Source organism: Paracoccus halophilus, assembly GCF_000763905.1.
Taxonomy (GTDB): domain Bacteria; phylum Pseudomonadota; class Alphaproteobacteria; order Rhodobacterales; family Rhodobacteraceae; genus Paracoccus; species Paracoccus halophilus.
The window spans coordinates 1-20,481 of the sequence record NZ_JRKN01000044.1 but is presented as its reverse complement, the minus strand read 5'-3'; the positions used below and the strand labels follow the sequence as shown (position 1 = coordinate 20,481).

General features: G+C 62.6%; 23 protein-coding genes, 1 tRNA gene, 3 pseudogenes and 1 other annotated feature. Of the genes and pseudogenes, 12 read left to right on the top strand and 15 right to left on the bottom strand.

Annotated features, from left to right (window positions below; genetic code table 11):
* Positions 1 to 144 precede the first annotated feature (144 nt).
* A pseudogene (locus IT41_RS17725) lies at positions 145 to 1,461 on the top strand (IS3 family transposase).
* Positions 435 to 551: a sequence feature (AL1L pseudoknot), on the top strand. (Overlaps the previous pseudogene by 117 nt.)
* Positions 1,462 to 1,497: 36 nt before the next feature.
* Here the strand turns inward: IT41_RS17725 and IT41_RS21780 are convergent.
* Positions 1,498 to 1,746 (bottom strand): DDE-type integrase/transposase/recombinase, encoded by a 249-nt coding sequence (locus IT41_RS21780; RefSeq protein WP_036743872.1) that lies wholly within the window; start codon positions 1,744 to 1,746, stop codon positions 1,498 to 1,500.
* A gap of 179 nt (positions 1,747 to 1,925) precedes the next feature.
* Here IT41_RS21780 and IT41_RS20320 point away from each other — a divergent pair.
* Positions 1,926 to 2,725, top strand: a pseudogene (locus tag IT41_RS20320) (IS5 family transposase).
* A gap of 37 nt (positions 2,726 to 2,762) precedes the next feature.
* Here IT41_RS20320 and IT41_RS21000 read toward each other — a convergent pair.
* Together IT41_RS21000 and IT41_RS17710 are read right to left on the bottom strand one after the other, a co-directional pair.
* Positions 2,763 to 3,098: a hypothetical protein gene (locus tag IT41_RS21000; RefSeq protein ID WP_074948235.1), complete on the bottom strand. Its 336-nt coding sequence runs from the start codon at positions 3,096 to 3,098 to the stop codon at positions 2,763 to 2,765.
* 423 nt (positions 3,099 to 3,521) lie between these two features.
* Positions 3,522 to 3,596 (bottom strand) — tRNA-Gln (locus tag IT41_RS17710).
* A 495-nt stretch (positions 3,597 to 4,091) separates the two neighbouring features.
* Between IT41_RS17710 and IT41_RS17705 the strand changes: the two genes are divergently transcribed.
* Both IT41_RS17705 and IT41_RS17700 read left to right on the top strand, forming a co-directional pair.
* Positions 4,092 to 4,838 (top strand): GNAT family N-acetyltransferase, encoded by a 747-nt coding sequence (locus IT41_RS17705; protein WP_231564818.1) that lies wholly within the window; start codon positions 4,092 to 4,094, stop codon positions 4,836 to 4,838.
* A gap of 539 nt (positions 4,839 to 5,377) precedes the next feature.
* Positions 5,378 to 5,893 (top strand): GlxA family transcriptional regulator, encoded by a 516-nt coding sequence (locus tag IT41_RS17700; RefSeq protein WP_052081754.1) that lies wholly within the window; start codon positions 5,378 to 5,380, stop codon positions 5,891 to 5,893.
* Positions 5,894 to 6,025: 132 nt separating this feature from the next.
* On the opposite strand, the gene IT41_RS17695 is transcribed toward IT41_RS17700, so the two are convergent.
* Positions 6,026 to 6,226, bottom strand: coding sequence for a phage tail tube protein (locus IT41_RS17695; RefSeq protein WP_036743867.1), 201 nt, complete (start codon positions 6,224 to 6,226; stop codon positions 6,026 to 6,028).
* A gap of 13 nt (positions 6,227 to 6,239) precedes the next feature.
* Here IT41_RS17695 and IT41_RS17690 point away from each other — a divergent pair.
* A pseudogene (locus tag IT41_RS17690) lies at positions 6,240 to 6,593 on the top strand (IS5 family transposase); the annotation flags it as partial.
* Positions 6,594 to 6,771: 178 nt separating this feature from the next.
* Here the strand turns inward: IT41_RS17690 and IT41_RS22105 are convergent.
* Entirely contained in the window at positions 6,772 to 6,882 is a 111-nt protein-coding gene (locus IT41_RS22105; protein ID WP_414811562.1) for a hypothetical protein, read from the bottom strand.
* A gap of 20 nt (positions 6,883 to 6,902) precedes the next feature.
* Positions 6,903 to 7,313 (bottom strand): hypothetical protein, encoded by a 411-nt coding sequence (locus tag IT41_RS17680; RefSeq protein WP_036743864.1) that lies wholly within the window; start codon positions 7,311 to 7,313, stop codon positions 6,903 to 6,905.
* On the opposite strand from IT41_RS17680, the gene IT41_RS20990 reads away from it, so the two are divergent.
* Positions 7,312 to 7,506 (top strand): hypothetical protein, encoded by a 195-nt coding sequence (locus tag IT41_RS20990; protein WP_139221783.1) that lies wholly within the window; start codon positions 7,312 to 7,314, stop codon positions 7,504 to 7,506. The genes IT41_RS17680 and IT41_RS20990 overlap by 2 nt on opposite strands.
* On the opposite strand, the gene IT41_RS17675 is transcribed toward IT41_RS20990, so the two are convergent.
* The 7 genes from IT41_RS17675 to IT41_RS17650 all read right to left on the bottom strand — a co-directional run bounded on the left by IT41_RS17675 (position 7,487) and on the right by IT41_RS17650 (position 14,136).
* Entirely contained in the window at positions 7,487 to 8,041 is a 555-nt protein-coding gene (locus IT41_RS17675; RefSeq protein ID WP_036743862.1) for a VRR-NUC domain-containing protein, read from the bottom strand. The genes IT41_RS20990 and IT41_RS17675 overlap by 20 nt on opposite strands.
* Before the next feature lie 3 nt (positions 8,042 to 8,044).
* Positions 8,045 to 8,239: a hypothetical protein gene (locus tag IT41_RS17670; protein ID WP_036743860.1), complete on the bottom strand. Its 195-nt coding sequence runs from the start codon at positions 8,237 to 8,239 to the stop codon at positions 8,045 to 8,047.
* Positions 8,236 to 9,357 carry a DUF2169 family type VI secretion system accessory protein gene (locus IT41_RS19600; RefSeq protein ID WP_052081753.1) on the bottom strand — a complete coding sequence of 374 codons (1,122 nt, stop codon included), beginning with the start codon at positions 9,355 to 9,357 and terminating at the stop codon, positions 8,236 to 8,238. The genes IT41_RS17670 and IT41_RS19600 overlap by 4 nt, the downstream gene beginning before the upstream one ends.
* Positions 9,358 to 9,366: 9 nt before the next feature.
* Positions 9,367 to 9,543 (bottom strand): hypothetical protein, encoded by a 177-nt coding sequence (locus IT41_RS20985; RefSeq protein ID WP_175496460.1) that lies wholly within the window; start codon positions 9,541 to 9,543, stop codon positions 9,367 to 9,369.
* 100 nt (positions 9,544 to 9,643) lie between these two features.
* Positions 9,644 to 10,744 carry a hypothetical protein gene (locus tag IT41_RS17660; RefSeq protein WP_139221782.1) on the bottom strand — a complete coding sequence of 367 codons (1,101 nt, stop codon included), beginning with the start codon at positions 10,742 to 10,744 and terminating at the stop codon, positions 9,644 to 9,646.
* 65 nt (positions 10,745 to 10,809) lie between these two features.
* Entirely contained in the window at positions 10,810 to 12,072 is a 1,263-nt protein-coding gene (locus IT41_RS17655; protein WP_036743857.1) for a hypothetical protein, read from the bottom strand.
* A 9-nt stretch (positions 12,073 to 12,081) separates the two neighbouring features.
* A complete protein-coding gene (locus tag IT41_RS17650) occupies positions 12,082 to 14,136 on the bottom strand; it encodes a type VI secretion system Vgr family protein (RefSeq protein WP_036743855.1) in 2,055 nt (684 codons plus the stop codon).
* A gap of 408 nt (positions 14,137 to 14,544) precedes the next feature.
* Between IT41_RS17650 and IT41_RS17645 the strand changes: the two genes are divergently transcribed.
* The 4 genes from IT41_RS17645 to IT41_RS17630 all read left to right on the top strand — a co-directional run bounded on the left by IT41_RS17645 (position 14,545) and on the right by IT41_RS17630 (position 17,777).
* A complete protein-coding gene (locus tag IT41_RS17645) occupies positions 14,545 to 15,198 on the top strand; it encodes a formylglycine-generating enzyme family protein (RefSeq protein WP_052081752.1) in 654 nt (217 codons plus the stop codon).
* Positions 15,199 to 15,349: 151 nt separating this feature from the next.
* Positions 15,350 to 16,369: a zinc-dependent alcohol dehydrogenase family protein gene (locus tag IT41_RS17640; protein WP_036743854.1), complete on the top strand. Its 1,020-nt coding sequence runs from the start codon at positions 15,350 to 15,352 to the stop codon at positions 16,367 to 16,369.
* On the top strand, positions 16,369 to 17,190 hold the full coding sequence (locus IT41_RS17635) for an SDR family oxidoreductase (protein WP_036743852.1): 822 nt from the start codon (positions 16,369 to 16,371) through the stop codon (positions 17,188 to 17,190). Before IT41_RS17640 ends, IT41_RS17635 begins: the two co-directional genes overlap by 1 nt.
* Positions 17,187 to 17,777, top strand: a complete 591-nt coding sequence (locus tag IT41_RS17630; protein WP_036743851.1) for a flavodoxin — start codon at positions 17,187 to 17,189, stop codon at positions 17,775 to 17,777. The genes IT41_RS17635 and IT41_RS17630 overlap by 4 nt, the downstream gene beginning before the upstream one ends.
* Positions 17,778 to 17,990: 213 nt before the next feature.
* On the opposite strand, the gene IT41_RS17625 is transcribed toward IT41_RS17630, so the two are convergent.
* Positions 17,991 to 18,884 carry a LysR family transcriptional regulator gene (locus tag IT41_RS17625; RefSeq protein WP_036743850.1) on the bottom strand — a complete coding sequence of 298 codons (894 nt, stop codon included), beginning with the start codon at positions 18,882 to 18,884 and terminating at the stop codon, positions 17,991 to 17,993.
* A 105-nt stretch (positions 18,885 to 18,989) separates the two neighbouring features.
* Between IT41_RS17625 and IT41_RS17620 the strand changes: the two genes are divergently transcribed.
* Together IT41_RS17620 and IT41_RS17615 are read left to right on the top strand one after the other, a co-directional pair.
* On the top strand, positions 18,990 to 19,970 hold the full coding sequence (locus IT41_RS17620) for a quinone oxidoreductase family protein (protein ID WP_036743873.1): 981 nt from the start codon (positions 18,990 to 18,992) through the stop codon (positions 19,968 to 19,970).
* A gap of 56 nt (positions 19,971 to 20,026) precedes the next feature.
* The gene (locus tag IT41_RS17615; protein ID WP_036743849.1) at positions 20,027 to 20,317 is read left to right on the top strand and encodes a YybH family protein; all 291 of its coding nucleotides are present in this window, start codon (positions 20,027 to 20,029) and stop codon (positions 20,315 to 20,317) included.
* Positions 20,318 to 20,348: 31 nt separating this feature from the next.
* Here IT41_RS17615 and IT41_RS20310 read toward each other — a convergent pair.
* Positions 20,349 to 20,481 (bottom strand): integrase core domain-containing protein (locus IT41_RS20310; protein ID WP_156116971.1); only part of this gene is annotated, 133 nt, incomplete at its 5' end.

Sequence of the window (20,481 nt, the reverse complement as noted above, 5' to 3'; positions counted from 1 at the left end):
CGCCCAGATCGACAAGGAGGAGATCGACCCCATTCTCAGCATCACTACGAAAGCAGCCTGATCATGACCTCAGGCCATCCCGGAAGTTACACCAAATTGACGGACGTGACCCTCTGATGTCGGAGGCTCCAACTCTTGAGTAGGATGGAGCATGATGAGCAAGACGACGAACAAGTTTCCCCTGAGATGCGCGAGCGTGCCGTTCGACTGGTTCTCGACAACGAGGGCCAATATCCATCTCGATGGCAGGCAGTGATGTCGATTGCAGCGAAGATCGGCTGCACACCGCAAACGCTGAACGATTGGGTCAAGAAGGCCGAGGTCGACAGCGGCCAACGCGCAGGCGTCCCGACCGAGATGGCCGAGAAGATGAAGGCGCTGGAACGCGAGAACCGGGAATTGCGGCAGGCTAACGAGATTCTGCGCAAGGCGTCAGCGTATTTTGCGATGGCGGAGTTCGACCGCCGGTCGAAGTGATGATCGATTTCATCGATATACATCGCGGTGCGCATGGGGTCGAGCCGATCTGCGAGGTTCTGCCGATCGCCCCATCCACCTATTACGATCACAAGTCAAAGCGTGCCGATCCGACGCGGCAATCGGCACGCGTAGGCCGGGACGAGGCCCCGCGACCCGAGGTCCGGCGTGTCTTCGAGGAAAACCGGGGCGTCTGCGGCGTTCGCAAGGTCTGGCGGCAGTTGCACCGTGAGGGCTTCGATATCGCGCGTTGCACGGTTGCGAGGTTGACGAAGGGCATGGGTATTCAAGGCATTATTCGGGGCAAGCCGCACAAGACGACGATCCCCGACAAGAAGCAGCCGTGTCCGCTGGACAAGGTGAACCGCCAGTTCCGGGTGCCCGCGCCGAATATGCTTTGGGTGTCCGACTTCACCTATCTCGCCACCTGGAAAGGGTTTGTCTCGTTCGGGCCGTGCCCTCGGACCGGTGGCGGGCAGGCCCTCACCTTTCGTTATCGATGCCTATGCCCGTAAGATCGTTGGCTGGCGCGTCAGCACCTCGGCCCATGCCGACTTCGTCCTCGATGCCCTGGAACAGGCGGTGCATGACCGCCACCCGATCAAGGGCATGGGGCTGGTTCATCATTCCGGCCGCGGTTCCCAGTACCTGTCGATCCGATGCACCGAACGGCTGGCCGAGGCGGGCATAGAGCCTTCGGTCGCTTCAGGCGCTTACGCGGCCCCACTGGGGCCACGGTCCCCTTTCGCCGTCGGCGACAGCTGTGACAATGCCTTGGCCGAGACGATCAACGGGTTGTTCAAGGCTGAAGTCATCCACCGTCGCGGCCCGTGGCGCAGTTTCGAAGCGGTCGAATATGCCACACTGGAATGGGGTGACTGGTTCAACAACCGCCGTCTGTTGGAGCCCATCGGGAACATCCCGCCCGCCGAAGCCGAGGCAAACTTCTACGCCGCTCTGGGACTTGAAGCCATGGCCGCGTAACTAAAACAAACAAGCCTCCGGCAAACCCGGCGCGGTTCAGAGGGCTTGTGGCGGCAGCACATCATCCTGAACAATGCCGACGGCATTCTCCACGATTCCCTTGTCACGGGGTTTACGCACCCGCGCGGCGACGAAGCTGAACCCGTAATGGTCTGCGAAGGCTGTAAACTCGGCCGGAATCGTGGCATCTTCGCTGCCGCGCCGAGGTACGGCGACTGCCGCCTTAAAGTTGTCGATCGTCACCAGAATCGGCACACCGCCGAAAAAGGCGAATATCTTGATCATGACATCAAGTACCGGGACTGCGGCTTGGCTCTCCAGCGCGCATACGAAGGTCTTGCGGCTCTTAGCGCTTGCAACACAAAAGATCTCGTAGTCACGCTCCCGTCCGGCTTCACCTAGGGTCAGGACCCATTGATCTAAATCGATCGGCGTGATTTGCCTTCTGAAAACAGAGAGGTGACATGTCTGATCTCTTTTGGCTAAGCGACGCGCAGACGGCGCGACTTGAGCCCTGTTTCCCGAAGTCCCACGGCGAGCCGCGGGTCGATGATCGCAGGGTGCTCAGCGGGATTATCTTCATCAATCGCAATGGCTTGCGTTGGCGGGACGCGCCGAGGGAATACGGCCCTCACAGTTGAAGGGGACCCTGGCCCCGGTGGGGCCGCGTAAGCCCCGGAAACGCTTTACAACCGTTGGAAGCGCTGGAGTGACAAGGCCATCTTCGCCCGGATGATGGTCGGGCTGGCTGCCGAACACAGCGAAGAGAAGACCGTGACGATCGACGCAACCTATCTGAAGGCACACCGAACAGCGACCAGCCTGGGCGTGAAAAAAGGGGCGTGGACGCCTGATTGGCAGAACCAAGGGCGGAATGAACACCAAGCTGCACGCCCTCTGTGATAGCCTGGGACGCCCGCTCGACTTGTTGGTGACGGCTGGACAGGTCAGTGATTACATCGGAGCGAGAGCTCCGCTGGGCGGCTTGCCAAAAGTGGAATGGCTCCTCGGGGATCGCGGCTATGACGCCGATTGGTTCCGTGAAGCATTGAAAGACAAAGGGATACGTGCCTGCATCCCCGGTCGCAAGCAACGCAAGACCGCCGTGCGCTACGACAAACGACGATACAAGCGTCGCAATCGGATCGAGATCAAGTTCAGCAGGCTCAAGGATTGGCGCCGGATCGCGACGCGATATGACCGTTGCCCGAAAGTCTTCCTTTCAGCCATTGCGTTGGCCGCAACCGTCATGTTCTGGCTATGAAACAAGAACGAGTCCTGACGCTAGATAGATCATAGCGCTATGTGTTGGTCCAAGCAAGTTGGCTAACGATCGCATTGCAGGCCTCTTGCTTGTTGGTGAACGCCGATAGAGTATTGAACGCCGACTGAACATCACTTTTAGCTTTTTTTATGACCTCTGGAGTTGCCCCCATTTTTTGCGCGGCAATAAGGTTTTGGTTCGCATCCGCTTTGAGTTCTTTTGCGGACTCATATCCACCGACATATGCACCGCATTGGGTGGCGGCCAGTTCTGCCCCTGCGGCACGACGTGCATGCGCTTCCATCGGGTTTTTGGGAGGCTCAACACATCCGGACACAAGCGTGGCCATAGTCAGAGCAGAGATTGAGAACATAGATTTCTTCATCACAGGCCTTTAACATTCACGTGATGATAGCATTTGAGGCATGGCAAAGAGAAAGCAAGCGGATTTTCGCCTATTAATTAACAAAGCGGTAGTTGAAGCAGCAACAGGACACGCTGAAGATGCGCTTCCCTCCAACAACGGTAGCTCGGTACGTGTTCGGCCGGCTGGTATGTCTCAACCGTTAAAGGAGAAATGTCGCAGGTACCATACGCTCAACCCGGCCCGAACCCTGATACGGCACTTACTAGAGGCACTGATTATCTTGGGGCAGAATCTGGTGCAATCCGGATCAGCCCCTCACGCCGCAGTCCTGATATGAAGTCCCGGAGCCGTCGCCCAGCGTCATGAAAACACCAGGAGATATTCGCTCACAGTGGCGTAGTATCTCTACGCTCGCAATCTTCAGAAAACTGGCTGGGGCGGTAGGATTCGAACCTACGGTACACGGTACCAAAAACCGTTGCCTTACCACTTGGCCACGCCCCAACCGTGGGGGCGTATCTATCCAAGCCGCCCAAGGCGTGCAAGCGCAAAAATCGGCGATTTCCGCTTCGGATTTTCTCATTGTTGCAGTGGAGCAAAATCGTGATCGGCGCCAGCGGAACTTGGCCGAACAAGGCAGAGACAACTGCGGAAACCTTCGCTGCAAGCGCAGCCGCTCCAGCGCACAGCCGCAACTGTGACGGCAGAATCTGTGACAATTCCGCATCAGGTCACCAAGATGACCTGGCGTCACACCTGTTCTATTGGTCAGGTGAGCGATTGTTGTTTTGACAACAAACCCAAGCCTTGCCATGAATTTAGGTATAGGCAAGATTCCGCCTATGCCGCGCCGGGGCGCATGGCTTGAATAAACCGCCCGGCGCAAATGGCCCTTGGGGCCGCTGTGTAAATGTAACGAAGGAAACTGTTATGACCTGCGCCTGCGGAATGCTCCACAAGCACGCGCCCCCCATCGTTCACGGGGGTGAGGAGATCACCTTGAACCGTCCCTTGCTTTCCCTGACCGGCCGGCTGACATGCACCGATGCGGCGCAAATGCTGCTGGCGATCGACCTGTTGTCCGAGCACGCCCAACTGACCCGCGCCGAGCCCGGAAACTTGCGCTTTGACGTCGCCCAGAACGAGGACAACCCGCTGGTCTTCGAACTGCGCGAACTCTATGCCGACGAAGAGGCTTTCCAGGCCCATCGCGCGCGGCTTTACGACAGCCGCTGGGGGCGCGAAAGCCACGGCATCAAGCGTGATTTCAGCCGTACCGACCCGCTGCCGCGGATCCGCGCCGAGCTGCCCTATGACCACGCCGGCATCTCCGATATGCTGAACCGCAGCTTCGGCAGTACGAAAGAGGCGCGGCTTGTCGATATGCTGCGGCGGGACGGGCATCTGGCACTGTCGATGGTGGCCGAAGCCGCCGGGACCATCATCGGCCATGTCGCCCTTTCGCCGATTGCCGCCGATTTCCCGGCGCTGGCGCTGGCGCCGGTCGCGGTGCACCCGGCCGTTCGGGGTCGCGGCATCGGCGGAGCCTTGATCCGCGCCGCGCAAGAGACCTTTGAGGACCATGCCATTGTGGTCCTGGGCGCGCCGGAATATTATGGTCGCTTCGGCTTTGCCCCGGCGCAGCTTGCCTCGCCCTATGCCGGACCGCATCTGCTGGCGACCGGGTGCCAGGGACTGCCCCCGGGCAGCCGTATCGCACACGCCCCCGCTTTTGCGATGATCTAGCATTACCGTTGCGTTTTGATCCGATCTTGAATCAATGGGTTGCCATGATTTGGATGGGGTCATGGATGTCGGGATTGCCTGTCGAAGGAAGGCTTGAAAAGTGGGCTTCGTCGCTTCGGGAGGTGAAGTCGCGGATGCGGGTACTGTTCACGCAGGAACGGGTTGCGGCAGATTGCGTGCGAGTAGGCCCATGACTGGCGCCGCGCCTCGCGTTCTTCGTCGGCCGCCATCACGCCGGAACTGACGATGGTATAAGGCTTGTCGAAAGGGCCCGAGGGCCGGAAGTGACTGCGGTAGCAATCCAGCGCGACATCGAGATTCTCATCCGCGAGATGGCGGCGAAGGCGAAGGGAAAGCCCAGATGCGCGGCCGATGCCAAGCTTGATGCGGCGCGCCCGCCATGATGCCGGCGCATCCTCGCTTCGGTCTGCGCCGGCACCTTCCTGCTGGCCGGAACCGGTCTGCTGGACGGCCGGCCCTGTCTTCTGGAAGACCAGTTCCGCACCCGCTTTCCCCGCGTTCCGGTCGATGTGGACCGGTTGCTGATCGACGGCGACCAGATCCTGACGGCGGGCGGGGTGATGTCCTGGACCGACCTGTGTCTGCGACTGGTGGAACGCCTGCGGGGCGCCGAGGTGATGACCCAGACCGCGCGCTTCCTGCTGGTCGATATGTCGGGGCGCGAGCAGCGCTATTACAGCATGTTCTCGCCCTGCATAAACCACAGCGATGCCGTCATCCTCGACGTCCGCCGTTGGCTACAGGATACCGAAGCCAGGGACATATCGCTGGGCACGCTGGCGTCGCGCGCGGGATTGGAGCGGCGCAGCTTACTGCGCCGTTTCCGCAAGACGACCGGCATGACGACCTGCGAATACGGCCAGCGGCTGCGCGTCAGCAAGGCCTGCGAGTTGCTCCAGTTAAGCGCCCTTACCGTCGAGCAGATCGCATGGGAGACCGGCTGCGGCGATCCAGGAACCTTCCGCAAGATCTTTGCCAGGTTCATCGGTCTCACGCCGGGAGAGTGCCGGCAGCGCTTCCGCATCGCATTCTGACTCGAACCAGCGAGAGTCTTGAGGGCCCGACCGCTGCTCGTCCGCACCCTTGCTGAACCTTGCGCAGCCGCTGGTTGCTCTTTGCGTTCGGCCGGATAGCCGGGCGTGGCGCGGGCGGCGACAAGCGCCTGTTCATCGGCCTGCGTAGGTGAATTCCATCTCGCAGGCTTTGCTGTCGATCGTCTGCGTCACCAGCGTCTGGTTGACGAAACGGACCTTGATCCGCCCTGTCAGCGCGGCGATAGACGGGGCCGCGCCGTCGATGCGGCCGTCCGAGCGGATTTTCTCGATCCGGTCGAGGCTGTTGGCATAGGTGATCTCGGCCGAGACCATGTTGCTTAGTCTGGGACGCCCGCTCAACCTGTTCGTGACCGCTGGACAGGTCAGTGATTACATCGGAGCGAGAGCTCCGCTGGGCGGCTTGCCAAAAGTGGAATGGCTCCTCGGGGATCGCGGCTATGACGCCGATTGGTTCCGTGAAGCATTGAAAGACAAAGGGATACGTGCCTGCATCCCCGGTCGCAAGCAACGCAAGACCGCCGTGCGCTACGACAAACGACGATACAAGCGTCGCAATCGGATCGAGATCAAGTTCAGCAGGCTCAAGGATTGGCGCCGGATCGCGACGCGATATGACCGTTGCCCGAAAGTCTTCCTTTCAGCCATTGCGTTGGCCGCAACCGTCATGTTCTGGCTATGAAACAAGAACGAGTCCTGACGCTAGTCAAATCTCCTGATCCACTCGAAGGTCGCCTCCAGCGGATCCAGAGGCTCGGGCGCGTCCAGCGCTGCAACGACATAGTCTTCGAACCGCAGAGCGCTGATCGCCGCATCGACCGCGCGGTAGTCGTCAAGGATCAGGCCCTGATTCCTATCGCTCAGTTGGGATAGGCGCCGGCCTGCACGATGATTCCCGTGTCAAAACGCGATATCGGGCGGTCCTCTCCCAAGCTTTGCTGCAGCTCTTCGACAGGAGCAAGCGCGGCCAGAAGATCGTTGCCGAGAACCGTCAGCCAATTGATCGAGAAGTAGCGGTCGGCCCGGCTGCCACTACGGATTGTTCCGACATGAAACGGTCGTCAAGGCCGCAATGCAGGCCGGGGAAACGGGCCAGATAGGCATAGGTGCCCGCAGTCGAACCATAGATCCGGTCATATTGCAGGCCGAAACCGGCCATGCCGAAGACAGCCCCCGTGGTCGAGGTCGCTTTGCGCGTCCGCTCGACCTGGCGGCGGAACATGTTCTCGGCATCCCATATCAGGCTGGTCGAGAATTCGAGGAGCGATATATCCGCCGTCCCCTCCAACCCTCCGTCGGCAATGACGCTTCCACCGAACGGCGTCACACCCATGTGGTCAGGTGTCTTGAGCTCCTTTCCGAAAAGGCCAAGGTCGACGCCCTGATCGTAGCGCCCCCGCATGAAGCTGTCTGATCGCCTGTTCGGAACGCTGGCGGAAGTGGGCCAGATCGAACGCCTCTGGCCGGGCGGTTTCGCCGGCGCATTGCATGTATGCCAGATGCGGCGCGACATCCTCGGCAAGGTCCGCCAATGCGGTCAGAGCCCGCAATTGCCCGGCAAGCGTGTTTCCACCCTCAAAAAAGCACGATCTTGAAGACGATCCGCGCCGTCTCCTCACCCTGCGGCGAGACGATGCGCACGGCACCCAGCAGCCACCAGCCGAGGTTCGAATCCGTCTGTGGCGCCGGCGTCGGCTGTTCGACCGGGCGGGTGCCCTCGCAATTGTTGCAATCCTGGGGAATGTTCATCAGCTGCAGTTGTGTGCCCCGCAAGCGATCTCCCGGAAACTTCATTTCGATGAACTCGATTGGCTGGCCGGCGGCAACGGTCGTCAGGTCAAGCCGCGAGCCGGGGACGCCGTAACGCGTCTGCGGCGATTGTCCGCGCGTATCGCCGCCAGTGTCGGGGGCCATGAACAGCGCGATGCCGGCCTCGGAGGGCACAAGGCCATGTGGCTGATAGCGCGACAATATCCTGTCCATCGCTGTCAGGCTGTCCAGCAGTTCGGCCAAGAGATATGTCTCGGCCACCATCAGGATCTGCGCTGATGCATCCTTCTGGGCAGCGAAGGCCAGGTCCAGGATGCTGGTCCGGTCGGCGAAGGAAACCTCGATGATATCGGGGGCCACCGATCAGCGTTCCGTTAGCCTTGCCCGCAGCGGATCGCCGTGCCGGCCTTGTTCCACCCATGCGGGAAGGCAGAGGGTCAGCCGGGTTGCCAGCCGCGCCAGCCGGTCCAGCGGGTTGTGGATGTCGTGCAGGGGCCAGACCGGGGCCTGCGTCATGGGCAGGCCGTCAATGCCGATGGCCTTACGGTCGCGGCTCAACCCAATCTCGCGGTCGTCCAAGGCAGCGAGAGTCTGCCGCAGGCTGCTGCCCAGAGAGGTGACGGCACCAATGCCCTGGATGCGGGCCGACATGCCATCACCAGCCCGGCCGCCGGGGACAGCAGCACGGTGGATTCCGAAAGCCTGTCATCCTGGCCCGGGCAGGGCACCGCGGTGTTCCAGACCAGTGTCGCCCGACGGTCCTGGGCGTCGATGGCAAACGTGATCAGGCGCATACGGCTGGTCAGGGTGGCATGACCGATGCGTGTCCGCACCTCGGAAATGATCTGCGGCACGCGAAGCTCCAGCGACGGGCCGCCCCCGGCATTGCGCACCTGTACTGGCTCGCCGCCGCGCAGGTCGGCTCTTTGCCCGACGGGTGCGGATTGGTGAAAGGCCGGGTAGAAATCCGTCGGCGGCAAGGGGCAGCGCGTCCTTGCCCAGTGCTCGTCATAGCTTCCCGCCAGCTTTCGGCGACTGTGCCAGAAAGGCGCGATGGCGCCTAAGCCGACGGGCTCGGGCAGGCTGGCAGGGCGTGCGCCCAGATGCGACGTGTCATCCAGCGGTGCAAGCATGATCTCGTCGCCACGGTTCATCCTGCCGGGATCGGCAGACCAACCGGTTCCGATCGGATTGTCGGGATGGGCCGCGCCCTCCTGGTCGCTATCCGCGGCGACATCGCGCCCGCCCGTTGCCTGGCGCCAGGCCAAGGGGGGGTCGGCGGCATGGCCCAGGGCCTCGGTCCGGTGACCAAAGCGCGTCCGGACCAGCCGGCGCGGGCCATGGCAATGAATGGTCCGCTCCGACCTGCCGACCGACAGGGACACCGGGAAGCTGAGCACGGGCCTGTCACGCTGGGGTGTCGCCGTGCCGCGCAGCAGGATGTCGCAATGCGGCCTGAAGGGAACAAGGTCGCTGCCTTCCAGCATCTCCTCGCCCGAGGCGTCGAAGACCGGCAAAAGACTGACGGGCTGCTGCGGTTCGGCCAGCAGGGGCAGTCCTGCTGACGGCAGATCCAGTGTCAGGCGCATCGCGACCATCCAATGCTCGACCCCGTGGGCATCGCGCAGGAAGTATCCTGCGGTTTCGAACGGGGTGTGGTTCACGACCTGCCACATGGCCGTTTCTCAGTTCAGGTCGATCCAGGCGGCGGAAAGGGCGATGTCGCGATCCGCCTGCTGCACGATCCGCGTGCCCTCCAGCCGGATCGTGCCGTCCGCCAACAGATGGATGACGGCTTCGCCATACTGGATGGGCAGGCGCTGGCGACGCTCGTCCCAGTTGACCCGGTCCAACAACGCCACCAGTTTCTACAGCATGTCCACCTGATCGCCCGCAATGGATTTAAGGATCGCGTTGCCGTCGAATTGTTGCGTCATGATGCCTCCCGGCCGGTCATGCGCTTCAATTTGCGGATTGTCCGACCTGTTCACGCAGCGCATCCAGCACCAGGCGGTCGATGAAATTTGCATGCATCATGATCCCCATCGCCTCCGCGTCGACCGGATAGGCGGTCAGCGAAGAAAAGCCCGCCACATCATCGCCCGCGACCAGAAAGAAGCCCGAGGCGCCCATCTTGCGGTCCGCAAGTTCCAGCCGGTCGAGGAACATCGCCTGCACCGTATCGGGCCGGAACCCCTTCATGCGGTAATTGGTCACCGGCTGGCGCTTGAACTCGGTCCCCGGCAGCAGGTTCTCCATCATCAGGTCCGACATGGTCGCAGCGATCTGGTCCAGCGGCGCATCCGCCGCGCGCGCCCCTGCGGGCACCGCCACCCCGAAGATGCCGATGGCGCTGTTGCCCCCCTCGTCGGCACGGTCCAGCCAGACGGCGGCCGAGATCGGCGCCGCTTGCGCCTTGCCCTGATCGAAGGCCTGCCAATGCGGCGGCAGGGGATAGTCGAGCACCGCGCCCGAAGGCAGGCGGATCTGATGCGCGACCAGCCCGTCGATGATCGGGTCCGCGATCCCCTCGCGGAACTCCAGCGACCCGACCATGGCGGCCAGCGCCGAGGCCTGGGTCTCGAAATCCTCCAGCGTCGTGTCAGCGCGCAGGATCAGCAGGTCCGTGCCGCGCCGCCAGACGCTGATCCGCGTCCTCCGGTCGAAGCCGCTTTCGTCCTCGCCGGTCATGACTTCGCCGAAATCGCGCTCGTCGCCATAGATTCCGTAATTCTTCGGTCCCCAGACCCGCGCCAGCAGACGGGCGTAATCCGACGCAAGGGCAACCCGTTCGGCGGGGATGCGCGCGGCATGGACCGAGACCTGCAATCGGTCGCGATCCTCGGGCGCATAGCCCAGCCACAGGCGCCGGAACTCGGTAAACATGCCCGATGCGTCGAAATCGCCGATCGTCTCGGCGCTGTCGAACCATTCCAGCCCCTCGGGCAGCGCGGTGCGGAACTGCAGGCCGGGGAAATCGGGCAACTCCAACCCGCCCTCGGATAGCCTGCCTTTGCTGCGGGCCAGCGGTTCCACGGAATTGGTCTCTTGTGCCATCGTCATGCGTCCATTCATCATTGCGGCCGCCCCGGCAAGGCCGAGAGCGCCCAGCATCCGTCTGCGGTCCATCATTTCCATAGCCAGTTCCAGCCGTCCTTGATCCGTGCCCAGGCCTTGTCGAGGCCCGTCAGCCCGCCGCCGACCTTGGCGCCAAGCCCGACGCCCAGCCCCAGCTTGGCGCCGGCCTCGGCGCGCAGCTTGCCCTTCTTGTAGCCGGCTTCGGCATTGGCCTCGGCCTGCGCGCCGACCGCACCGCTGGCCTCGGCATTCAGCACGATGCCGAAATCCCAGTCGTCGTTCAGCGGGGTCGCGTTCTGGTTGAAAAGCCAGTTGTAAACCGTCACCGCGGCGCGGCTGGCGCGCGTGGGGGTGATGCCCAGTTCGCCGCCGATCTTGCCCTCGATCAGATTGGCCGAGGCGCCCAGCTTGCCGCCCAGCGTCGCCTGCTCGGCGGTGAAGATCGCCTCGCCCTTGGCTTCGGCCTCGGCCTTCAGCGCCGCGCCCTCGGCCGAGCCGACCAGCAACTCGTCCTCGTTGGAGGAAATTTCGCCCTGGGCGGCATAGGCGGATGCGGCGGCCTTGGCCTCGGCCTCCAGCCCCTTGCTGGTCAGCGCACCCTTCCAATCTGCCTGCGCCTCGGCCCCCAGGACCGCGCCATTGCCGGAGAAGGCCGAATCGGCATCGCCGAAGTCACCCTGGGCGACCGCAACCGACGCCTTGTCGGTCTTGTCGGAGACCTCGGCCAGGGTGAACTCGGTATCCTTCCACTTGCCGCGCCAGTCGGTATCGGCCTTGTAGGTGCCGTCGGGGTTGCGGCGTGTATAGCCGGAGCGGACATATTCGCGGATGCCGCGGCGCCATTCCTCGCTGACGCCGCCATCCTCGGTCTTGCGCTCGGCCTGGCCGAATTCCCATTTCGGCCCATCCTGCTCTTGCTTCTTCTCTTCTTCCGGCCTGGCAGGCGGGACGAGGTGGTTCGAGCCAATGCCCTGCAGGTAGTCCTGCAAGGTCGGGATGCCGGAAAGATCAATGTCTCCGCCGGTCGCTGCCCCGCCCATAGGCGCCCAGGGGGCGCTGGCGGTCTGCTGTTCTGGCAGGCGCCAGGGCGGTCCCTTCCAGGGCTCGGCCGGCGGCTGACCCCATTTGGTGAACAGGCTGGTGTCGCTTTGCAGCATGTTCTGCGTCGGCGGGCGGCCTTCTGGGAAAGAGGTCATCGCGCCGGTAAAGGGCCACACTGTCGGATCGCTCGCCCGGCATTGGGCAAAGGGCAATGCGGCATCGCCGATCAGGATCGACGGCTTCGGCGGGCTGTTTTCTCCGGGACCACCCATGGCGCGCCGTCAGTTCTGCGAGATCTTGTCAGCTTTCAGCCGGATATGCTTGCCTTGGATGACCACGTCGCCCTCCTTCGACATGGTGATCATCGAGTGCTCACCGACCTTGATGGTCAGCTGATCGCCCACCCGGATATTGTGGATCTTGCCGATATCGGTATCGGCACGGCCGCGCACGATCAGGCTGTGCGACTTGCCGACGCTGGTCTGGAAGGTATGGCCGACCATGATCGACTTGGCGGCCCCGACGATCTCGGACGAGCCGATGCCGACGATCTCGGAACGGTTCTTCTCGACGAAAAGTTGGAAGTTGCCCTTGGTGAAGTTGAACGGGTCCGGGATCTTCATCTTGCCGAGCGCAGTGCCGAGCTTGTCGAAAAGCAGCTTCGACTTGCTGCGCAGCAGGTCCGAAAGCGGGTTCTGGCCGACCGCGATGGACATGTTGCCCGAAACGAGTTCGTCATGGTCGCCCACCACCTGGATCGACTTGTCGTTGCCGACGACCTCGGCCTGATTCCGCCCTACCTCCTTCGCACGATCATTGAGGATCTCAAGATTCATGTCCTTTTGGGCGTGCATGAAGATCTCTTCCTCGCCCTTCTGGTCCTCGAACCGCAGCTCGTTGAACCCCTTGCCCTGATGGGTATTGGTCCTGAAGGTCGAGCGGGTCTTGTGCTTGGGCAATTCGTAAGGCACGCCGTTCTTGCCGTTGAACACATTCCCGGTGACCAGCGGCTTATCCGGGTTCCCTTCCAGGAACTCGACCACGACTTCCATGCCGATCCTCGGGATGACAATGCCGCCCCAGCCGCCGCCGGCCCAGTTCTGCGACACCCGGCAGCGCATCGAATGCGCCCCGCTGATGTCCCAATGGAACCGCACCAGGATCCGACCGTATTCGTCGCAGTCGATCTCGCCCTCGCCGACCACCATCGCTGTTTGCGGGCCATGCACCACGGGGACCTGCGTGCGCTGCGGGGGCACCATCGGCGCCGTGTCCGGCATCAGGGCATAGCTGCCGGTGAAGGCATAGCCGTCGCTGCCTTGCCCCCCAGACCCATAGGCTTCCGTGACAAAATGATGCGAGGCCGAAAGGCACAGATAGGTTTCGCCCGTCCCCGGCACCCGGTCGCCAGACAGGGTCACGCGCTTGCCTGCCCGCAGGCTGGCGCAATCGCCCACCGCGCGGTTGCGCCGATCCGCGCCGCGCTCCTGCGAGGTACGCAGTCCGGCGACGATCCTGCCCAGATCCTGCGTCAGGTAGTCGCCCGGGTAGTCGAAGCTCTCGATCTGGCCTTGCGCATGGGCGGCATCGCCCAGCCGGTCGACCTCCATCGCCTGTTCGGGCTTCTTGAAATTGTAGTCGGTCAGCCGGATCGCCCCGGTGGTCAGATTGCGCTCGGGCACCCAGTCCCAGAAATGCTCCTGCTCATATTGGTGATGGCCGTCATAGCGCTTGAAGGGCCGCAGGCCGACGGTCTCATGTGCCAGAACGTCGTCGGTCAGCACCAGCGTGTGACTGCCCATGGCGTGGCGGAAATGGAAGGAGATGCCGTGCCGCTCCATCTGCCGGCGGGCGAAATCGAGGTCGCTTTCGCGATATTGCACGGTGTATTCCAGCACCGGGTAGTCCTGCGACAGCTGGAACTCGACCGCCGGATCGCCGAGCTGGGCGTAGTCGGCGAGCAGATCCTGCAGGATCTGGATGACGGTCTTGTCGTGAAAGATGCGCTGGTTGCGACGGCGCGAGGCGAGCCAGAACCAGGGTCGCAGCGTCAGATCGTAGCGATGCCCGTTCTCGCCCACTCCGGCCCATCGGGCCTGCGTGACAATGCCGTCGAAGGGCTGCGGGCCGTCGCGGGTCTCGATCTCGACAGTGGCATGGGTGCCGATCAACGCGTCGAAATCGAGGTCGTCGCGGGTGGCGAGCGCCTCGACGCGATACTCGAAGACCTCGTTGAGATGGTCGGTGCCGTCGAAGCGCAGGAGCGCCAAGGTGTCGGGGCCGAGCACGGTGGCCAACCGGCCGAGACGCTCGGACTGGCGCAGGGGGGCGTTCATGAAAAAGGCCTCCGCGGGGAGATGGGGAAAGCAAAACCGCGGGGAGTATGCCCAAACGGCAATGCAATGCCAAGGCCGTACGGGTCGGCCGGACCAGCGCAGTTACCTTCCGGTCTGGCGTCCAGCTGGATGAGGGACTGGTTTCTTCACCGGCTGCGCCACCGCGCGGCCGCCTGACAGCCCAGACAGCGGGTGCGGCGCAGGCGGGCGTTGCCATATTTCGAAATCCTGCTTCGGCAGCGGAACAGGCCGGGCTGTGTCCTTGCTGACCTGCCCCTCGAAAGATCCCTCACTTTGATGTAGAGTCTGCTCAACCGCGAAGGAGGAGACGAATGAGAAACAGCCGTTTCACCGAGGCGCAGATCATCGCGATGATCAAGGAGCAAAATCGACCCGCAGGGCCGTGCGATGGAGCGCCCGCAGCATGAGGTTGCGATCTCGCATGATTTCCGGATTTCCCGAAACGAAGTGACACAGGCCCAATGGCGGCGACTGATGGGCGAAAATCCTTACAGCCGCGATCGCTCAAGCCCCTATTACAACCTGCCGGGCATGGCGGAGCGGATCACCCGACCGAACCATTCGGCGACGGTGTCATGGCTGGATGCACAGGAATTCATCGCCACGCTCAACGCCGCCGAGGGCGGACCGGATCACCGGCTGCCCACCGAAGCGGAATGGCAATATACGGCCCGCACAGGCACGAAAACGCGGCATTATTTTGGTGATGACAGCAATCTGCTGAGCAGGCATGCCTGGTTTGGTAAGGAGTTTGATGCAGGCGGTCACCATCCCGTTGCGCAGAAAACGCAAAACCCATGGGGGCTTTATGACATTCACGGTAATGTCTGGGAGTGGGTGCAGGACTGGTACAGTGCTGATTACTATGCCGAAAGCCCGGCAACCGACCCACAGGGCCCGGCAAGCGGCAGCGAACGTGTGGTCCGTGGCGGCAGCTGGCATTCGACCGGAAATGGCTGGCGCAGTGCATCGCGCCGTGACTACCCGCCTGATTATCGCGGCATCAGTATCAGTTTTCGTCTGGTACGCAACATTGGCTGAAAAGGAGTTTGCAATGAAGATCATCCGCAATGACCCATATCGTTATCGCCGAGGCTGACGAGACCGGCAAGGTGGTCGACTGGATGGATCATGTAACCGACGCCGAATACGGCGTTTGATATTTTCAAGCAAGAAACAAGGAACCGAAGACATGTATGCAACCGTTCTGCACGGTCCCGGCGATGTGCGCTATGAGCAGGTCGAGGACCCGAAAATCCTGAAACCCACCGACGCGATCATCCAGCTTTCGGCGACCTGTATCTGCGGCTCGGATCTCTGGCCCTATCGCGGGCTGTCGGGCACCGATGGTCCAGCGCATATGGGACATGAATATTGCGGCACCGTTGTCGAGGTGGGCAGTGAAGTGCGCAATATCCGGCCCGGTCAGTTCGTCGTCGGCAGCTTCGTTCTGTCGGACAACACCTGCCCGCATTGCGATTTCGGGTTTCAGTCCTCCTGTGTGCAGCGCGAATTCATGTCCGGCGTACAGGCGCCCTACGCCCGCGTGCCGCTGGCCGATGGCACATTGGTGGCAACGCTGGAAATGCCGGATGCCAACATGATCCCGCATATGCTGGCGGTGTCCGATGTGCTGGGCACCGGCTGGTATGGCGCGGTTGCCGCCAATGTGCGCGAAGGAGGCACGGTCGTCGTGGTCGGCGACGGCGCGGTCGGGCTGATGGGCGTCATGGCCGCCAGCCAGCTTGGCGCGGTCCGGATCATCGCCATGAGCCGCCATGAAAGCCGCCAGAAACTGGCCCGCGAATTCGGCGCGACCGATATCGTCGCGGAACGCGGCGAAGAGGGCATCGCGCGGATCATGGAACTGACAAACGGCGTCGGCGCGGAATCCGTCGTCGAAGCTGTCGGTATGGAGGAATCGATGAAACAGGCCATCGGCGCCTGCCGTCCCGGCGGCTCGATCGGCTATGTCGGCGTGCCTCATGGCGTCAGCTTCGACGGGCAGGAGATGTTCTTCGCCCAAAAGCGCATGCTGGGCGGCCCCGCCCCGGTGCGCCGCTTCCTGCCCGACCTGATGGATCGGGTTCTGGCGGGCAGGATCGAGCCGGGCAAGGTCTTCGATCTGGTCCTGCCCATCGACCAGGTGGCCGAGGGCTACAAGGCGATGGACGAACGCCGCGCCATCAAGACCATGCTGAAGGTTGCATGATGGCGGATGTGACCGTTGTCACCGGCGCGGGCGCGATCGGACAGGCCATCGCCCGGCGGGTCAGCCCTGGCCGACATGTCCTGCTGGCCGATCTGAGGCGGCAACAGGCGGATGAAGCGGCGAAACTGTTGCAGCTTGCCGGTTACGAGACCACGGCGGTCACCGTCGATGTCTCGGACCGCCGCTCGGTGCAGGCGCTTGTCCAGACGGCCACCCGTCTCGGCGATGTGAAGGCGTTGATCCAGGCAGCCGGAGTGTCTCCGTCGCAGGCGCCGGTCGAGACGATCCTGAAGGTCGATCTCTATGGCACGGCGGTGCTCTTGGAGGAATTCGGCAAGGTCATCGCCCCCGGCGGTTCGGGCATCGTGATTTCCTCTCAGTCAGGCTATCGCATGCCCGCCCTGACGGCTGAACAGGATGCGCAGCTCGCCACTGCCCCGGCGGAGGATTTGCTGAACCTGCCCTTTGTCAGGGAGGTAGGTGACACGCTGCACGCCTATCAGATGTCGAAACGCGGCAATTCACTGCGCGTGCGCGGCGAGGCGCTGCGATGGGGCGAACGCGGCGCGCGCATCAACGCGATCAGCCCCGGCATCATCATCACGCCGCTGGCCCATGACGAATTGAACGGGGAGCGCGCGGATTTCTACCGCGACATGCTGTCGAAGATGCCGGCGGGCCGCGCCGGCACACCCGATGAGGTCGCTGCCCTCGCCGCGCTGATCATGGGGCCGGAGGGCGGCTATATCACTGGCAGCGATTTGCTGATGGACGGCGGCGCGACGGCCAGCTTCTTCCACGGGCCTAAGGCCGGATCATGAGCGGGAGGGAGACAACCGGCCCCAATCGCCGCCAGATATTGCAAGCCGCCACGCTGGCAACGGCGAGCGCCTGGGCCGGCGGCCCTGCGCTGGCGCAGGGCGCCGGTCGAAGCGCGGTGGTCTTCCTCTCCCGCTCCAGCAACACCCGCATGCTGGCGGGGCATCTGGCGCGCCGCCACGATGCCGATCTGTTCGAAATCCGTCCCCGGGCGCCCTGGCCCGAGGATTACGACGAAATGGTCGCCTGGGCCACGCGCTGGCGCGAAAGCGACCGGCTTTTGCCGCTTGACGCGATCCCGGATTTTTCGAGACACGATGTGATTTTCCTCGGCTTTCCCATCTGGGGCATGTCGCTGCCCGCGCCGATGCGCAGCCTGCTTTCGGCGGTCGATTTGTCCGGCAAAACCATCCTGCCATTCATCACCCATGGAGGTTATGGCGCGGGATCGACCTTGAACGAGGTCCGTCGCCTCGCCCCGAACGCCGCCTTCGCGCCGGAGTTCGTTCTGCAATGCGATCAGGAACGCGATAATCTTGATGCGATGCAGGGGTGGCTGGATGAGGTGAAGACAGAGATTGTGCGCTGAGCTTCTGGTGACAGCGCCTCGATTTACTTCCGGAACACTTGATTGAAATGGGCCCTGGCAGATGTTTAGGGCGGCCTGAAGGGCCAATATTTCTTTAGTTTTCTGCATGCCCTGTCTGTCGGGAGCGCCCGAAAGCCCGTCTCGCGGCGCAACGTTTCCAGGCCCCACCATATGGGTTTTCAAGACCAAGCCCGATATCCGCCGCTGGCGATTTCAACCCCGAAACCGCATCGCTTCGCGAAAGGCTGAGAAACTACGCGCAGCAAGTCGGCTGTTGGGATAATAGAGGTGGTAGCCCGGTCCATAGGGGCACCAATCTTCCAGAACAGTGATCAGCGCGCCGCTTGTCAGATGCGGCGCGGCGAGGTCTTCGGGCAGGTAGGCCAGCCCTGCGCCTTCGATGGCTGACTTCAGGATCGGCAAGACGCTGTTGAAGGCAAGCTGGCCTTCAACGCGGACATTGATCTCCTTTCCGTCCTTCTCGAAGGCCCATGGAAAGAAAGAGCCCGCCGTCATCGAACGCAGATTGATGCAGGGCAGCCTGGTCAGGTCATGGGGCGTCTCGGGGCGCGGGTGCCGGTCGAAATAAGACGGCGCGCCGACGACGAGAAAGCGGAAATCCGGGCCGATCCGCATGGCGATCATGTCCTTGCTGACCGCATCCCCGAGACGGACACCGGCGTCAAAGCTGTCCTCGATGATGTCGGTGAAGCCGTAATCGATCGAGAACTCGACCTCGATCTCCGGGTATTGGTCCAGAAATCTCTGCAGTTTTGGGCGGAAGATCGTCTCGATCACATAGTCATTGCAGGTGATGCGCACCTTGCCGCCGGGCCGTTCGCGCAGATCGCCGAGATTGTCCAGTTCGATATCGATCTGCTCGAACAGCGGCCCGACCGACTGGATCAGCCGCGCGCCCGCCTCGGTCGGGGCGACATTGCGGGTGGTGCGGTTCAGAAGCCGAAGCCCCAGCCTTTCCTCCAGATTGCGCACGGCATGGCTAAGCGCGGAGGGCGTCATCCCCAGCCGCGCGGCGGCTTTCGTAAAGCTGCGGTCCTGCGCCACGGCGAGGAAGGAGGAGATGTCGCTGTGCGGACCCGATGGCATTGCTGAATTATTCTCACAGGCCCATGAAAGACAAGGCGGCTAATCATCATAATGCGCCCGGCCTATCTTGCTGCCAACCGAAATCGACATCCGAAGGAGCAAGAGATGCGGAAAGTGGTTCTGAATGAATTTGGCGGCCCGGAAAATCTGGTCGTGGAAACTGCGGACGACCTGAAGGCGGGGCCGGGCGAGGTTCTGATCGACGTGGAAGCGGCCGGTGTCAACTTTCTGGACGTGACACAGCGCAGCGGCGTTTCGGCCGTCCACAACGTCGAACTGCCGATGGTCCCGGGTCTCGAAGGCGTCGGACGGGTGCGTGAGTTGGGCGACGGCGTTGGCGAGAGTGATGGACTCAAGGTCGGATCGCGCGTGGCCTGGATGGACGGGCGTGGGTCCTATGCCAGCCAGGTGGTGATTTCATCCGACCGGATCGTATCGGTGCCGGATGATTTCACGCTCAGCCAGGGGCTGATCTTTCAGGCGCTGACCGCGCATTACCTCGTCCATGAATATCGCGATGTGAAGCCGGGCGACCGGGTGCTAGTCCATGCCGCATCGGGCGGCGTCGGGCAGTTGCTGGTCCAGTGGCTGAAGCATTTCGGCGCCTGGGTCGTGGGCACCGTCTCGACCGAGGAGAAGGCGGAGGCCGTCCGGGCGCTCGGGGCGGATGAGGCGGTCGTCTATGGCCGTGATTACGACTTCAAGGATCAGGTGCTGGCGCTGACCGATGGCGAAGGCGTCGATCTGGCCTATGACGGGCTGGGCGAAAAGACATTGATGAACACCATCGGATCGCTGCGCCGCGGCGGCACGGTCGTTGCCATCGGCGCGGCCTCAGGTCCGATTCCTGTGATTGAACCGACCGTGCTGACGCCCAAGGCGCTGCGGCTGGCGAGTGGTTCCGTCTTCAGCTTCGTCGCTGATCCAGCCGAACTGCGCAAGCGCGCCGCCGACGTCGTGACGGGCATTCAGGAAGGCTGGCTGAAGCTGGAAAGCGCCACCGAATATCCGCTGGACGGCGCGGCAGATGCCCATGCCGATCTGGAGAACCGCCGTGCCAGGGGCAAGCTGTACCTGAAGCCCTGATTTTCTGGTTCCCGGCATCCGGGGGACCAGATCCACCCCAAAGTTAGGAAACAGAGATGAAATCCAACATCATTTTTGCCGCTGCACTGGCACTAACCCCGCTCGCTGCGACCATTGCCATCGCGCAAGATGCAACAGCAGGAGCAGCCGAAGAACACGCCGATGCGCAGACCATACAGGCCATCCACGAAGAATGGGCGGAGCTGATCGCCGAAAAGGACAGTGCGGCAATCGGCACGCTTTATGCCGAAGACGCGGTGCTGATGGCGCCTGGCGAGGCTGTCGTAGAAGGCGCAGCGGCCATTGAGGCCCGATGGGCTCGCCAGCTTACGCTGGACGGCTTCTGATCAGCCCCAGCTGAGTGGTCCATTTTGATTGTTAGTACATGTCCGGCCTGTAGTCCATCTGGACGATGGTTTCCGGGGCCGGCGGGCGGTAGCCCAGTGCGCTGTGCGGGCGCTTCGTGTTATAGTGTTTCCTCCATTCCTCGATCAGGACCTGCGCCTCGCGC